General features: G+C 35.6%; 14 protein-coding genes. 4 read left to right on the top strand and 10 right to left on the bottom strand.

Features of this window, described 5'->3' with window-relative positions:
• Positions 1–439: FAD-dependent oxidoreductase (locus B3P17_RS12945; RefSeq protein ID WP_291105770.1), on the bottom strand; the 439-nt coding region annotated here is incomplete at its 3' end.
• A 241-nt stretch (positions 440–680) separates the two neighbouring features.
• Between B3P17_RS12945 and B3P17_RS12940 the strand changes: the two genes are divergently transcribed.
• Positions 681–1,445 (top strand): DeoR/GlpR family DNA-binding transcription regulator, encoded by a 765-nt coding sequence (locus tag B3P17_RS12940; protein WP_252636470.1) that lies wholly within the window; start codon positions 681–683, stop codon positions 1,443–1,445.
• Position 1,446: 1 nt separating this feature from the next.
• Here the strand turns inward: B3P17_RS12940 and dapA are convergent, their stop codons facing one another.
• The 5 genes from dapA to gldG all read right to left on the bottom strand — a co-directional run bounded on the left by dapA (position 1,447) and on the right by gldG (position 8,708).
• Positions 1,447–2,340, bottom strand: coding sequence for a 4-hydroxy-tetrahydrodipicolinate synthase (dapA, locus tag B3P17_RS12935; protein WP_252636471.1), 894 nt, complete (start codon positions 2,338–2,340; stop codon positions 1,447–1,449).
• 73 nt (positions 2,341–2,413) lie between these two features.
• The gene (locus tag B3P17_RS12930) at positions 2,414–2,926 is read right to left on the bottom strand and encodes a DUF6913 domain-containing protein (RefSeq protein WP_393924947.1); all 513 of its coding nucleotides are present in this window, start codon (positions 2,924–2,926) and stop codon (positions 2,414–2,416) included.
• A gap of 90 nt (positions 2,927–3,016) precedes the next feature.
• Entirely contained in the window at positions 3,017–4,159 is a 1,143-nt protein-coding gene (galK, locus tag B3P17_RS12925; RefSeq protein ID WP_252636473.1) for a galactokinase, read from the bottom strand.
• A gap of 35 nt (positions 4,160–4,194) precedes the next feature.
• Complete coding sequence (gene ligA / locus B3P17_RS12920; protein ID WP_252636474.1) at positions 4,195–6,192, bottom strand: NAD-dependent DNA ligase LigA; 1,998 nt, start codon at positions 6,190–6,192, stop codon at positions 4,195–4,197.
• A gap of 119 nt (positions 6,193–6,311) precedes the next feature.
• Positions 6,312–8,708: a gliding motility-associated ABC transporter substrate-binding protein GldG gene (gene gldG / locus B3P17_RS12915; RefSeq protein WP_291105767.1), complete on the bottom strand. Its 2,397-nt coding sequence runs from the start codon at positions 8,706–8,708 to the stop codon at positions 6,312–6,314.
• Positions 8,709–8,741: 33 nt separating this feature from the next.
• On the opposite strand from gldG, the gene B3P17_RS12910 reads away from it, so the two are divergent.
• From B3P17_RS12910 to B3P17_RS12900, 3 genes are read left to right on the top strand one after another with little or no spacing between them, the layout of a single operon-like run.
• A complete protein-coding gene (locus tag B3P17_RS12910) occupies positions 8,742–9,566 on the top strand; it encodes a hypothetical protein (RefSeq protein WP_252636476.1) in 825 nt (274 codons plus the stop codon).
• Between the two features lie 50 nt (positions 9,567–9,616).
• Entirely contained in the window at positions 9,617–10,027 is a 411-nt protein-coding gene (gene mscL, locus B3P17_RS12905) for a large-conductance mechanosensitive channel protein MscL (RefSeq protein WP_252636477.1), read from the top strand.
• 40 nt (positions 10,028–10,067) lie between these two features.
• Positions 10,068–10,916, top strand: a complete 849-nt coding sequence (locus B3P17_RS12900) for a M48 family metallopeptidase (protein WP_135104043.1) — start codon at positions 10,068–10,070, stop codon at positions 10,914–10,916.
• A 56-nt stretch (positions 10,917–10,972) separates the two neighbouring features.
• Here B3P17_RS12900 and B3P17_RS12895 read toward each other — a convergent pair whose 3' ends face one another.
• From B3P17_RS12895 to B3P17_RS12880, 4 genes are all read right to left on the bottom strand, one after another.
• Positions 10,973–11,383, bottom strand: coding sequence for an HAD-IB family hydrolase (locus tag B3P17_RS12895; RefSeq protein ID WP_289781672.1), 411 nt, complete (start codon positions 11,381–11,383; stop codon positions 10,973–10,975).
• 30 nt (positions 11,384–11,413) lie between these two features.
• Positions 11,414–12,070 carry a DUF6080 domain-containing protein gene (locus B3P17_RS12890; RefSeq protein ID WP_289781667.1) on the bottom strand — a complete coding sequence of 219 codons (657 nt, stop codon included), beginning with the start codon at positions 12,068–12,070 and terminating at the stop codon, positions 11,414–11,416.
• A 303-nt stretch (positions 12,071–12,373) separates the two neighbouring features.
• Positions 12,374–13,258 carry a helix-turn-helix domain-containing protein gene (locus B3P17_RS12885; protein ID WP_252636479.1) on the bottom strand — a complete coding sequence of 295 codons (885 nt, stop codon included), beginning with the start codon at positions 13,256–13,258 and terminating at the stop codon, positions 12,374–12,376.
• An 892-nt stretch (positions 13,259–14,150) separates the two neighbouring features.
• Positions 14,151–14,618 (bottom strand): SMI1/KNR4 family protein, encoded by a 468-nt coding sequence (locus B3P17_RS12880; protein WP_252636480.1) that lies wholly within the window; start codon positions 14,616–14,618, stop codon positions 14,151–14,153.
• Positions 14,619–14,835 lie beyond the last annotated feature (217 nt).

Raw genomic sequence — 14,835 nt, 5'->3', positions numbered from 1 at the left:
TTTGAGGTATCTCACAGTCTACAGCCTTCTTTGTCATAGGCAAAGAACGCCCCAAACCTCTCTTCCCAGCCAATAGATCATAAATAGTAAGACCAATTGTATAAAATGGCTTTTCCCACCATTTATAATTTCCGATGATAAAACGTTGATCTTTCACAAGATGTGGAGCATTCTTTTTCATCAGACCTCTTTCGCGAAGAGCCTCAACAACCAAACTCACATCTCCTTGTGCCAAATAACGCACACCACCATGCACAAGTTTCGTACTGCGACTAGAAGTGGCTTTTGTAAAATCAGCCTGCTCCAACAACACAACCTTGAACCCTCGTGAAGCAGCATCAACTGCAGCACCAAGCCCGGTTGCTCCGCCTCCGACAACAACAAAATCCCATATTAGAGATCTATCTGCTATTTGCTTTATATAATCATCTCGTTTCATTGTATCACATCTATATACACACAAAATTAATTAAGAGTTTGAAATAAACAAATAAATTCGAAACTTTTTTATCACAATTCGGAGATATTTATAATTAATTCGAAATCATAACATACAATTACGAAACGAAACACATATAACAAAATAAAAAACTTAACAATAAAGATGCAAAGCATATTACATAAACAATAGAAATATTTATACCTTTGCAGCAAGATCTAATAACTAATTAGCAAATAATATGGGAAATATAGCGAAGCGACATAAATATATACTGGAGCAACTTAAAGAAGACGGATATGTAAAAGTTCTGGACTTAAGCGAAAAACTGGGAGTTTCGGAAGTTACGATACGAAAAGATTTAAAGTTTCTCGAAAGCAAAAAGATGTTATATCGCAATCATGGAAGTGCCAGTAGTCTCAGTTCAATTATATCAGACAAACATATAGATGTGAAAGAAAAGCTGAATATGGATGAAAAATCATCGATAGCAAAAGCAGCAAGTAAATTATTGGAGTCAAACGATAAAATTATAATAGCATCGGGAACAACCCTACTCGCTTTCGCAAACGAAATAAATGCCAGCGAAGGTATTACAGTAATCACATCTTCGGTAAAAGTTTCATTAAGTTTATGCTACAACCCTAATATTGAGATCATTCAATTGGGAGGCATTATGAGAAAAAACTCGGTATCAGTGATTGGACACTATGCTGAAAACATACTGGAGAGTCTCTCCTGCAACAAGCTATTCTTGGGGGTAGACGGAATTGATCTCGATTACGGACTGACAACCAGCGACATGAGCGAAGCTAGAATCAATCAGCAAATGATAGATGCCGCACAAAAAATTATTGTACTTACAGACTCGTCAAAATTTGGCAGAAGAGGGTTTTGTAAAATATGTGATTTAAATAAAATACATCACATCATTACAGACAAAAACGCACCGGCCCATATAATTGAGATGATGAGAGAAAGAGAAATAGAAGTAACCCTTGTCTAAACTAACATTTAATATTGAGTTCGAGCAATACGTTTCTTATTTGCTCATACGTAGTTATACGTGTAGGAACTAAAGGCAGACGAAGTTTATTTTGAATATAACCCATCATATTGAGCATACATTTTACTCCTGCCGGATTTCCATCCACGAAAAGAAGGTTGAATAGCTCGTTGAAACTATGATGTATAGTCAAAGCACTGGCATAATCACCTTCAAGTGCCAAACGAGTCATACGACTAAATTCGCGAGGGAATGCATTACCAATCACTGATATGACACCAACAGCGCCGAGGGTTATCAAAGGAAAGGTAACCCCATCATCACCTGATATCACATCAAAATGTTCGGGTTTCCGCTTTATGATATCATCCATCTGAGTCATATTACCAGATGCTTCTTTTACAGCAACAATATTTCGGAACTCATTAGCAATGCGCAATGTTGTATCAGCCGTCATATTAACACCTGTCCGCCCCGGAACATTATAAGCTATAATAGGCAGGGAAGATGCTTCCGAGATAGCTTTATAATGCTGATATATACCTTCCTGTGATGGTTTGTTATAGTAAGGAACTACTGAAAGAATACCGTCTATGCCGGCATAATCATTTTTCTTTAACTTATCGACAATGGCACGTGTATTATTTCCACCTTCTCCTATAATAACAGGAATTTGACCGTTGACTTTATTTACCACCAATTCGACAATCTGTTTTTTTTCTCCCTCGGTCAATGTTGGGGTTTCTGCTGTTGTACCAAGTACAACCAGATAATCAGTTCCATTTTGCAACTGATAATCAACAAGCCGAAGCAGGGCATCATAATCGACACTCTCATCTTCTTTAAAAGGAGTAATTAAAGCAACTCCCATTCCTCTCAGATTTATCCTGGACATAAAGTCAATCTTTATCTTTAGAAAAGTGTATATCTCTTTTCAGTTTGTGCAAAATTAAGAATTAATTTACACCCTAGAGCACTTTGCTCAGGTAATTTTTTATTTGCTGATAAGTTTCCTGCAGATTCATTTCATCAGTTTTGAGTACCAGAAAGTCATAAAAAGGCTGATCCGGCTTTGCAATACCGATACTGAACTCAGAAGAATTATTGGACAGCAAATATTCATAAATCTTACTTTCAGTAGTAGTCAAGTCAATAAGCGTATCATACTCCAATGCTTTGAACTCTTCCAAGACAGATGGTGCAAGTATCTGAAGAAAAGACATTTCCTGAGGATGAATAATTCTCACATTTGCCGGAAATATTGTATTCCCCGGAGCCTTCTTTGTAGATTGATACGTCCACAAGACAACTTTTTTACCATTTGCTATTAAATCTTTTGATATAGCATCTATAGCCGGCCAATCGTTATATGAGAACAGAATAAGTACACTTTTCATGCTCTCTAAATTTCGGAAAGCATGTTTTCTTTTATTATCTCGGAAAGCAGAATTTATTTTCCATTTTACTAAAAAATCAAACATAATAATTTTGTTGTGTTAGATATCATAATAAACGAGCAGTCGTATATTTCGTTTTCAACCGGGAAAAATAAATTCTGCTTCTGTTATTTTTTATAATTTTCTGGCACCATCACTGATCACCACATCGTATACCTTCGGCTTGATTCTGAACTTTTGCTCATAGCTTTCGGTAGCACGTTTGATGAAATCATCATGAAGCTCATTTTTCACAAGATTGATGGTGCAACCACCAAAGCCGCCACCCATTACACGAGACCCGGTTACACCACACTGACGTGCAATATCATTCAGGAAGTCAAGTTCTTCGCAGCTAACTTCATATTTACGGCTAAGTCCGATATGAGTCTCATACATTTTCTTACCTACAGTTTCGTAATCACCTCTTTCCAATGCATCACACGCTTCGCTCATACGTTGAATTTCTTCGATAACGAACTCTGCACGCATATAGTCTTCGGCACTAACTTCATTAGCTACCTCTTTCAACATGTCGATTGTAGCATCACGCAATAATTCCACTTCAGGATGATATTTACGAATATATGATGCTGCATTTTCGCACGATTCGCGACGTTTGTTATAAGCCGAAGAAGCCAACTCATGTGCTACGCAAGTATTCAACAATACCAAGCGGTATCCTTCCGGATTGAACGGAATATATTTATATTCAAGAGAGCGACAATCTAAACGGATTAATGACCCCGCCTTGCCAAAGCAAGATGCAAACTGATCCATAATACCACATTTGACTCCTACATAATTGTGCTCTGTAGCTTGTCCTATTTTGGCTAGTTGAAAACGGTCTAAGCCAAGATTATACATATCATTGATCGCAAATCCGAAACAACTCTCCAATGCTGCTGATGAAGACATTCCTGCTCCGAGAGGCACATCACCTGCAAACACGCAGTCAAAACCTTGAACCTGTTTTCCTAGCTTCATTATTTCGTGACATACGCCGAAGATATATTTTCCCCATTGTTTGATCGGAATATCATCTAGTCCGAATTCATCCATTTCAGACAAATCCATAGCGTATGCCTTAATACGGTCGGGCGTTCCATTTGGCTTGATCACACAATACATGGCTTTGTCGATTGCTCCAGGCAACACAAATCCGCCATTGTAATCGGTATGTTCTCCAATAAGATTGATACGCCCCGGCGATGTATACATTGTACCTTCGGTTCCGAATAGCGATTTAAATTTTTCTTTTAATAAATTTAGCTCCATGGTCGATTTTAATTATTTAGGGTTTATACAAAAAATTATTCCAACATTTTAAGAAAATCATCTTCATTAATAATAGGAATACCCAGGCTTTTCGCTTTCTCGAGTTTAGCAGGTCCCATATTGTCACCGGCTAAGACATAATTAGTTTTTGAAGATATAGAACCGCTGTTCTTACCTCCATTCTGTTCTATCATACTCTTGTATTCATCGCGGGAATATTTTTCGAAAGTCCCGCTAATTACGATTGACAAGCCTTTTAGTTTTTCTGTTCTCTGGGCAATAATAGATTCACTAAGTTCAAATTGCAATCCAAATGTACGAAGTTTATTTATTACTTCAAGATTGTTAGGATTACTAAAATATTTAACGATACTTTGAGCTATCCGATCACCGATTTCGTCAACCTGTGTCAGGTCTTCTATTGTAGCTGCTTCTAACAAATCGATATCAGGAAAAGCCAATGCTAGTTTTTTCGCTACGGTTTCGCCAACATAACGGATACCCAAAGCAAAAAGTACTCTTTCGTAAGGAACTGATACCGATGCATGAATGCTATCTATGAGATTCTTGGCACTCTTCTCAGCCCAACGCTCAAGACGAGAGACATCCTGCCACTTTAGTGTATATAGGTCTGCAATATTTCGAATATATCCGGCATTGTAAAGGTGTTCTACAGTCTCTGTTCCTCCGGCAATATTCATCGCTTTTCGGGTCAGGAAGTGTTCGATACGACCTTTTATCTGCGGTGGGCATGACACGTCGTTCGGGCAATAATATATAGCCTCTCCTTCATCTTTGACAAGAGGTGTACCACATTCGGGACAATCTTTTATAAACTCGACTTTAGTATCAAATATATTTCTTTGGGCAACATCTACCCCAGTGATCTTAGGTATTATTTCTCCTCCTTTTTCTACATAGACCTGATCATTGAGATGTAAATCAAGAGAGTTAATATAATCTTCATTATAAAGTGACGCTCGCTTAACAGTTGTTCCCGACAGTTTTACCGGTCTAAGGTTGGCCACTGGTGTAATAGCTCCTGTACGCCCCACCTGATATGAAACAGACTCTAGTGTGGTAACAGCCTGCTCTGCCTGAAATTTGAAGGCAATAGCCCAACGAGGAAACTTAGATGTAAATCCAAGATTCTTTTGCTGAGTCAACGAGTTTACTTTAAGCACTATTCCATCTGTAGCTACAGGAAGGTTTTTACGTTCCTTGTCCCAATAATGTATATAAGCGAATATTTCGTCTAAAGTCTTACACTTCTTGGTTGCATCCGAAATTTTAAAGCCCCATTCCTTCGCTTTCATCAGATTTTCGTAATGTCCATCTGTAGGCAAATCTTCTCCTAACAAGTAGTAGAGAAAAGAGTCAAGTTTACGTGATGCCACTATCTTGGGGTCTTGCTGTTTCAGTGTTCCCGATCCAGCGTTACGGGGATTAGCAAAAAGGGCTTCTTCCTGTTCGGCTCTTTCCTTATTGATTTGATCAAATACAGACCACGGCATCAGAATCTCTCCTCTGATTTCAAACTCGGCAGGATAACCTGTCCCATGCAATCGTAAAGGAATACTACGAATGGTACGCACATTAGCTGTCACATCATCTCCCTGCACTCCATCGCCACGTGTAACAGCCTGTGTTAACTGACCGTTGATATAAGTAAGGGAAATAGATGTTCCATCGTACTTTAATTCACATACAATTTCGAAATCATCATTCAACCCTTTCTTTACCCGATTGTAAAAATCTGTAATTTCTGCCTCTGTATATGTATTTCCCAACGATAACATGGGATATTTATGAGGGACTTGTTTGAATGATTTATTAATATCGCTACCAACACGTTGACTCGGAGAATTAGGATCGAAATACTCAGGATACTGAGTTTCCAAATCGGTCAATTCCTTTAATTTCTTATCAAATTCAAAATCTGAAATAGTTGGTGCAGAAAGTACGTAATAGTCGTAATTATGTTTGTTCAACTCTTCCCGAAGAGTATCAATTTGGTGCTTTATCTGATCCATTCTTTTGTTAAAATCGTAAATACAAATATAAAAAGAAATAGGCTGAAAGTGTGCAAAATTAGATATTTTTCAGAAATCTATTTACACATTGACTTATCTTCAGCTAACGGAATATCAAGTTACTTCCCATATTTTCTTTTTCTATACAGAGAAATAGAACCCATGACCAAAGCAATAAAAAATACAGGAAAAGCAATATTTAGTATGGCATATTGATTTCTGTTCTCATAAGCCTCTTTTTTGTTCAGGATATATAGCTTTTGTTGCTTTGTCCTCAACTGCATCAGTCCGTCATCTCCTGTCAGCCAATTTACGGCATTCACAATAAAATCACGGTTACCAAATTGCTGTTGCGAAACTCTATCATAACCCATAGGCAATACCTGAGAACTTTGCCCCTGTCCTTGAATTTCATTTGTTATGATATCAGAAGACGAAACGATTATCATTTTTGTTCTTTCGCTTATATTCTTAGTTTTATAACCATCAGCCTTAATGCTATCAGGCATCTTCCTATTTTGGAATAAGGACGTAAATACACCTTCGAGACTTACAGCCACAGGGACAAATTGTAGGTCGAAATAGCCTTTATTGTTTTGTATTTTTGCAATATCAAAATCAATCATATCCGGCACTTTTACTAAATGCGTGTTGGCTGAAGTAGTCAATAGTACATGCTTTGTCACATCTGGAGAATTGTTTACGATATCAATAGAGCTGGCAAACCCGGCTTTTACGTCTCTTATATTCTTTGTGATGGAAAAATCCTGAGACGGGATCAACAGTGGCTGAAAATAGCTTGGCACAACGGATGCAGACTGCGCTCCTTCGTCACTCATTATATATGTAGAAACACACTGGTTATCCTGAATAAGGTTTGAATTTATGCGTACACCGTATGAAAAAAGCATATCATCGAGGTTGACATCATTTTTCATACTTGCTGAATGTCCTAATTGAGCGAGATCCTGATGAGAGTAAAAAGCTCCATCGATAAGCCACAATACCTTACCTCCGGACATTATATACTGATCGAGGATATACTTATCCGTTTCACTATATTTTGATAAAGGCCCGGCAATAATCACGGCATCAAAGTTATCCAATATATTAATTTCGTTACCAATCTGCCCCCTATTTACTGTGTAGTATTTAGATAATACTTCCTCGGCATCATATACATACGTACGTAAAATCTCATTATGACCTTCAATAAAGGCAATAGACTTAGATGCTTCCTGACTTAGTAAGCGAATAGCGTCTGTAAATTCAAACTCCAGACTCTCAATAGATGCATTTATGTTTTCTTCAGCTGTGTACCCTGCAATATTTTTGAGCAAAGGAACAACCAGGGTATCTTTTCCATTTGATATCTGGGCGTATGGATATATTATTTTTTTGCTGGCTTTCCCTTCTCTATCGATCTCGTTAAGGATAATACCGGGCATACCTCTTTGTGCCATCGCCTCATATATCTCGGAGGCAGAACTTTCGGACTGATATATATTCGTTTGTCTTATTTCGAGACTGCTATTCACATATCGGTTATAATCATTTAATAGATTAACGGTTGCATCCTGTAAACGCTGGAATCCATAGTTGAGATCTCCACTCAAATATACATTTATATTAAGAGGAATCTCATTTTTCGTACCTTTCAAGAGGTTTATTGTATAATCACTTAGTGTATAACGCTTATCGGATGTAAAATCAATTCTATAATTAGGTATAAAGTACAATCCAACATTAAGGATAGCAAACAAAACTCCCCCCCTGACTAAAACTCTTAATTTGCTCCCACTTAATACGACAAGAGCAAAAATTACAAACAAAACTAAATAATTAACAACAACAAGCAAGTCCTTAAATCGTATAACCCCCTTTTGCATCAATTCGTAATGATGAAGCAGTCCCAGAGATGACACGGCAGCTTGCGTTTTTCCGGCAAGGAATAAGCCGGAGAGCAAATCGAAGCCATAGTAAACAAAAACACTTAAAATTACTGAAGTGATAAGTGCTACAACCTGATTCTTAGACAAAGCCGACCCAAATAGACCGATAGCTATAAAAACCATAACCAATAATAGCAAAGAAAAATACGAGGCTAAAATAGCATTAAGGTCAATGTTTCCTACCGGATTGGCTAGCTGAGATAAAGAATAAACATAAATACATGTAGGCAATAAAGTAATAAATACGAAGATAAGTGCAGCCAGATATTTACTTAGATAGATATGGAAGACACTAACAGGTCTCGTCATTAGAATATCTAAAGTTTTTCCCTTTCGTTCTTCTGAAAAAGAGCGCATGGTAAAAGCCGGAATCAATACCAAAAGTAGTATGGGAGACAAAGCGAAAAAGCCGCTCAGATCAGCGTAACCGGTATCCACCAGATTGTATTTTCCGGAGAAGAACCACAGTAAACCTCCTATAATGAGAAGAAAAGCTAAAGAAAAGAACGCTCCGAAAGAAGAGCAAAAAACAGACTTAAGTTCTTTAAATACTAAAGCTTTCATATATCTTTGTATAAATTGATGTTTAATTACACAATGGCTAAACGAGAGATAAAGATAGTTATTTTATTTGTTCTGATAATTGCAGTCCTTATCGGAGGGTGGCGATTATATAACAAACTTGAAAAGAACAAACAATCTTTCTCTGTTGATATTTATGAATATATATCTCCTCAGGCAGTGGCTGTAATAAATATCAATAGAGAGTATAATCTGGATATGCTATACCAGTATGATCCTGCGCTTCGCAGCTTAACGGGTGTACTCGGAGAAAATTTATCTTTTCCTACGATTATTTCAAAGTATAAAGACAATAGTGGTATTTTAATAACAAAAATAAAACAAGAGAAAGAATCGGAGATAGCAGATTATATAAGAAATCAGATAGCATCGGATTTTCCTCCTTACAAAAGAGAATATAAAGATGCAATCGTATGGTATTTTACTCAGCCGGATGATAAATTTCTCGTTTGCTCTTTTTACAAAGGAATGCTTGCCATCAGCAACCATCTCAGGCCTATTGAAATATTTATTGATTCTGACTCGGAAAACACATTCTTTTCGGACGAAAATAACATCGAGCTTATAACCAAAATTCGAAATAGCACACCTGTCTGTATTTTCACAAAAGTGCAGGAAAAAACTTTGGCTCTTAATTATCTTCCTTATGACAGCTCAATACAACTAATAGGCTATATACTAGAAAACAAACAGAAGGCAGCAAATGACTCGATGGCATTCGATTACGCAACAATCCCCTTATTAATGGATTTGCCGGATAGAATGTGCATCGATAGCATAAACATACAAAATGGTAGCAAACCTGTAAGCGTAAAAATATTTCTAAACAAAAAGTTTTAAATTCGTGTTTATAAAAATATATTACAATTTATCAATTTAATAAAATAATTATGTCGGTATTAAAAGAATTAAAGGAGTTTATGATGCGTGGCAACGTAGTTGATATGGCTGTCGGTGTCATTGTAGGTGGAGCATTCGGCAAGATTGTATCATCGCTTGTAAGCGATATTATCATGCCTCCAATTGGAGTTGTACTTGGCGGTGTCAATTTTTCGGACCTGAAGGTAACGCTAAAAGATGCAGTAGGTGACGCAGCAGCTGTAACAATCAATTATGGTTCTTTTGTACAAACTGTTTTTGATTTTGTTATCATAGCCAGTGCTATATTTTTTGCTATCAAGGGTATCAATATGCTACAAAAGAAAAAAGAAGAAGCCCCTGCTACCCCTCCGGCTCCAACTAAAGAGGAAACGTTACTAACAGAAATCAGAGATTTATTGAAGGATCAAAATAAAAATTAAATATATACCTTTTATAAATTGAACTTAACAAACAAGCATTATGGTAAAGTATTTCCCTATTTTATTTATAGCGATGTCACTATTGTTCTCCAGTTGTGGCAGCGTACCTGTAACGGGACGTAAACAGTTGAATCTGGTTTCCAACCAAGAGGTTCTTTCGTTGAGTTTACAGCAATATCAACAATTTATAAAATCTGCACCAATATCAACCGATAAGAAGAATACGGCATTGGTACAGAAAGTTGGTAGAAATATAGCGAATGCTGTTGAAACTTATCTGAAAAACAATGGTTATGCAGATGAATTAGCATCGTATGCATGGGAATTCAACCTCGTGAAGAGTGCTGATGTAAATGCTTTCTGCATGCCCGGTGGAAAAATTGTCGTATATGAAGGAATACTGCCTTACACTCAAGACGAAACAGGTCTGGCTGTTGTCTTAGGACATGAAGTCGCACATGCTGTAGCAAAACATGCAAATGAACGTATGAGCCAACAAATGATGACTGAATATGGTACAGCTGCAATAGGTACAGCTCTCGGAGGAACTTCTACCGGGGTACAACAAGCCGCTGCTGCAGCAATTGGGCTCGGTTCTCAATATGGAATTTTATTACCTTATTCGCGCAAACAAGAGTTAGAAGCTGATAAACTTGGTCTGATATTTATGGCAATGGCAGGATACAACCCGAGTCAGGCTGCTGCATTTTGGACTCGCATGTCGCAGCAAGGAAGTAGCACTCCTGAATTTATGAGTACTCACCCTTCAGACAACACACGTATCCAACAGATAGAGAAAGATTTGCCTGAAGCTATGAAATACTATAAAGGTGGAACAGGAGCAACGAATACAAATTCTTCAAAAACATCTAACAAATGGAAGTTCTAATTGAATAAAACTAAAACAGAAGAGGCTATTTCGTGTAAGAGGTAGTCTCTTTTATTTTAGAATTCCTTATAAAACGGAAAATCTGCAATATCTAATAGCGGTTTATCTCCGCTACTGTCGCCGTATACATATAACTGATAAGTATCTCTATAAGGATAAAGTTCCAGGAAACGTTTGACCTTCTCTACTCCGTAGCAATTTTCACCTTTGAACTTCCCTGTTATTACACCTTCTTTAACTTCAACCTCTGTACCGATAACGCTTTCAATACCGATTGATTGAGCCCAAGGCAAAATCCAATTATAAATAGATGCACTATTAATGAGAACTATATGCCCTTCTTGTTGATAAAACTTGACCTTATCGATTGCTTGTGATCTTAACGTCTGATTTATTCGATTCTTGTATTTTTCGCAAATAGCATTAAACCCCGATAATGTCTTTCCTTTAAAGAAATAAGAAAACAGCTATTACCTTCGATGAATTTGCATCTATCATTACCTAAAGAATTTTGTGATAACAAAGAAAGAAATAATCCATAAGATTATAATAATGCGGATAAAATTATCTTTGAGGAATATCAGTGTTGGATTACCACTCCTTTCTTCCACAAATATGATTTGTAAATATCGGAACAACCCTACAAACACAAAAAAGGAGGTGAGATAAAGATTATCTCCATTACGTACTGTTACTTCCGGCGAAATAGTATACATGATAAATGCCAAAAATATAGCAGATAGCGTAAAGCTTTCAGGTGTAAAGCTCAAGAGTAGGTTTGTAGAAAAAAATGCGAAAAATAATGTTATCAAATAAGCTACAGACCTTTTTATTTCAATGATCTCTCTCAGATATCGAAAAATATAAACGGAAGACATACTGATCATCGAGGAGGACAATAAAACAAAAAGGAGAGTTTTAGCCTTAAATGTAACTAAATATGCAAGTCCGTTGCCAATAAGAACAAAAGGGTAATAAAATAGCATCAGGAGAGGATGCCCGCTTATCTGTGTTCGTCCAAGCTTTAAGATTAAGGGGTTATCATAAGAAAAATAAATATCTGTTTCATACGACATATTATCTATCACAGATGTGCTTAATGCTATATATATCGAATAGGATAAATAAATTAATAACAGTATAAAGAATAGCAACTTCTCTTCTTTTTTCTGGGGCAAAAGGGCTTTCGATAAAAATTTAAAATTAAAGAATTAGAATGTACAAGCTGTGTCAAAAATTTATTATTAAAATCTCATCTCTGTTGAGATAAGAAGTATAGTATCTTGTTTTGTTTATAAAATAATGGAGTTTCGTGATGAAGTTGCTTCAAAAAGAATCCTGCTAATCTCACGACTTGCAGGACCCCAACCTTAACACAAACTTTACAAAACTACACAATATATTTTTATTTATTTTTCTATCTTTTACGAAGCATTTATTTACCGCTGATCAATATTCTAAAACATACCTATCCGAGTGTCGAGCCTCGCCCTATATTCCGACGGAGACTGTCCTGTATGCTTTTTAAAGAATCTACCTAAAGAGGCTTGACTCGAAAAATGTGTATCCAATGTTATTTCCTGAATATTTAACGCTGTATTATTTAACAACGATTTTATCTCCAACAAAGTATATTCTACAATCCAGTCTTTGGCAGATCGGCCACTTACATCCTTTATTACCTTAGAAAGATACTTGGGTGTTATACCCAATTGCTTCGCATAAAAAGACATTTCTTTATTTTCGTGGTAATGTTTTAGTATTAAAAGAAAAAATTGATATGCCAAGTTCTCTTTCCTTGAATTAGGAGTCGCATTTATTGGCAATATGCTATTTTTAAAGCTATAATAAACATCCAAATAAAAAAGTCTTATTAAACTTACTATATATTCCCGCTGAAACATACAGTCTGACGTAAGAAATCTTTCATTAACAAGATTATAGTATTCAGAATACCGAGACATCTCATTCTTAGTCAGTTTGTAAAAGTGCTTTTGCCTCATATATATGAAGAATAGTGGCGAAAAGCGTGAAATACCACCTAGAATATCATCTGTTATTGTTTGGGAAAGTAAAAAATAATCAATTTTAAAGTCGTCGCTTTTATCTTTTACCGATATAGTCTGATTTGGCAATAAAACGATCATCTCTCCTTCTACAAAACGATGCTCTTCTTGACGCTGATGGACTTCGATAGTAATAGCTCCTTCATGACAAATACCAACTATACCAAAAGTCGTACAAAATGCTGAATGAGGAACTGGTAAAGAGTGAGCATTCTTATATAATTTAAATTCGTTCTCTAACGAATATCCAAGCTCGTTACTTTCCTTTTCTAGCATGACTTTAGTTTAGTTTTGTTATGTGTTATTTATCATGAAATATTGCTCTTAATATTTCACGGTGCAAATATAGAATTTAATTTCTTAATAGCGAAAATAAATGGACTTTTAGTATAATATTTATAATTATTTAAACCTTTACTCTTCACGTCTTCCTCTGATAGAGATTTTCTATTATTTTCGATCCTTTTTCTTCATTCATTGATAGTTTTAATAAAATATTCAATAACAGAGCATTAATACAAGAAAAAAGATATAATTGCTCTCGGTTGTATTAAACTGTAAGTCTACTAATCTTTAAACTCATTATTTTGATAAATAGTTATTTTTTTTTGAAGATAAACCCCCTGCAGAACCTGAATATATATTTAGAAAACCTCGTTTACACGAATATCATCATAGTGTTTCTATTTACTTTGTTAATCTTTTGAATGATACTAATCGATTAAATAACTCATAAAAAAACCGTCCTGAGACGGGCAATCTCAGGACGGTGAGAGGACAACCAAAGCAATCCTCATTTTCGGGAACTTTATAACTACCTTATAACAAGGCTTTGTCATATAGACAAATGTTTCACTAAAAATTATTATCAATATTTACATACCTTGCTAGATTATCATCAGTGTAAGAATGAATATATTATTCTATTTCAAGATTCTGATTATTTTATAATTATAATGCATAGTTAGTAAAGACTCGCTTCAATAACAATAGCATACAACTTTTTGGCACAGCACAAAACGCATAAAAACCTACATATAAAGAGATTAACCCCTTTCTTAAAACATTAAAATATGACTTTTTAAGGAATAAAAAAATGCTATAACTTTTAACTTATAGCATCATATATCTCTTTGATTGTAATTTACCCTTATATTCAGCCTGTGTATTATTTCATTTGATGTATTTTCATTTCCAAAAACTTAAAAAAATCATCCGCATAAAAATCATCATCTTCATTCATATAATCACGACAAAAGACTCTATACTCATTGCCATTTAGCCCGGGCTCAATTAAAAAATAATACAAAGCATCCCCCTCTCCTTCTTCCAAAATAGTCAATTCATTCTGAGATGTGGCGTTACTTATTATCTGAGACTTGTATAGATATAAAAGGCTATCTACATCTGCAATATTATAGTTTTCGGGAGGAGATACATATTTAATATATTCATCCTCTACTTTGAAGTATTCAAACTCCTGTGACCACCACTTATAGGAATCAGGTAAAGAAAATCCTAATTCTTGCTCCGTGTAGTCGATCCACTCTTCCTTTACTACACCCTTCTTTCCGTGTTTTATTTTATATTCATTAGCTCTAAATAACTCAAGGAACTTATGATACGCAGGGGTCATCTATACTAATTTTAATGGTTTGAGATACAGAATACATTTAGTTTAAAAGTTAACAAATGGCCAATTAAACTAATAATTCGACGTAAATATATTTACAAAGATACAATTCAAAATCAAATACGACCTTACTTGTCAGTAGCAAAATAAAACTTCCGAGATCAGAAACATTCTGCTATTAAATAGAAAAGGTATGCTTAAAGCATACCTTTTCTATTTA

Origin of the sequence: Dysgonomonas sp. UBA7630 (assembly GCF_002483985.1) — a bacterium.
Taxonomy (GTDB): domain Bacteria; phylum Bacteroidota; class Bacteroidia; order Bacteroidales; family Dysgonomonadaceae; genus Dysgonomonas.
This window is presented reverse-complemented; position numbering and strand designations above follow the sequence as displayed.

What these genes read in the sequence shown, in the direction of transcription:
- B3P17_RS12940 (WP_252636470.1), top strand. Translation starts at nt 681, where the DNA reads ATGGGAAATATAGCGAAGCGACATAAATATATACTGGAGCAACTTAAA.
- dapA (WP_252636471.1), bottom strand. Translation starts at nt 2,340, where the DNA reads ATGTCCAGGATAAATCTGAGAGGAATGGGAGTTGCTTTAATTACTCCT.
- B3P17_RS12930 (WP_393924947.1), bottom strand. Translation starts at nt 2,926, where the DNA reads ATGTTTGATTTTTTAGTAAAATGGAAAATAAATTCTGCTTTCCGAGAT.
- galK (WP_252636473.1), bottom strand. Translation starts at nt 4,159, where the DNA reads ATGGAGCTAAATTTATTAAAAGAAAAATTTAAATCGCTATTCGGAACC.
- ligA (WP_252636474.1), bottom strand. Translation starts at nt 6,192, where the DNA reads ATGGATCAGATAAAGCACCAAATTGATACTCTTCGGGAAGAGTTGAAC.
- gldG (WP_291105767.1), bottom strand. Translation starts at nt 8,708, where the DNA reads ATGAAAGCTTTAGTATTTAAAGAACTTAAGTCTGTTTTTTGCTCTTCT.
- B3P17_RS12910 (WP_252636476.1), top strand. Translation starts at nt 8,742, where the DNA reads ATGGCTAAACGAGAGATAAAGATAGTTATTTTATTTGTTCTGATAATT.
- mscL (WP_252636477.1), top strand. Translation starts at nt 9,617, where the DNA reads ATGTCGGTATTAAAAGAATTAAAGGAGTTTATGATGCGTGGCAACGTA.
- B3P17_RS12900 (WP_135104043.1), top strand. Translation starts at nt 10,068, where the DNA reads ATGGTAAAGTATTTCCCTATTTTATTTATAGCGATGTCACTATTGTTC.
- B3P17_RS12885 (WP_252636479.1), bottom strand. Translation starts at nt 13,258, where the DNA reads ATGCTAGAAAAGGAAAGTAACGAGCTTGGATATTCGTTAGAGAACGAA.
- B3P17_RS12880 (WP_252636480.1), bottom strand. Translation starts at nt 14,618, where the DNA reads ATGACCCCTGCGTATCATAAGTTCCTTGAGTTATTTAGAGCTAATGAA.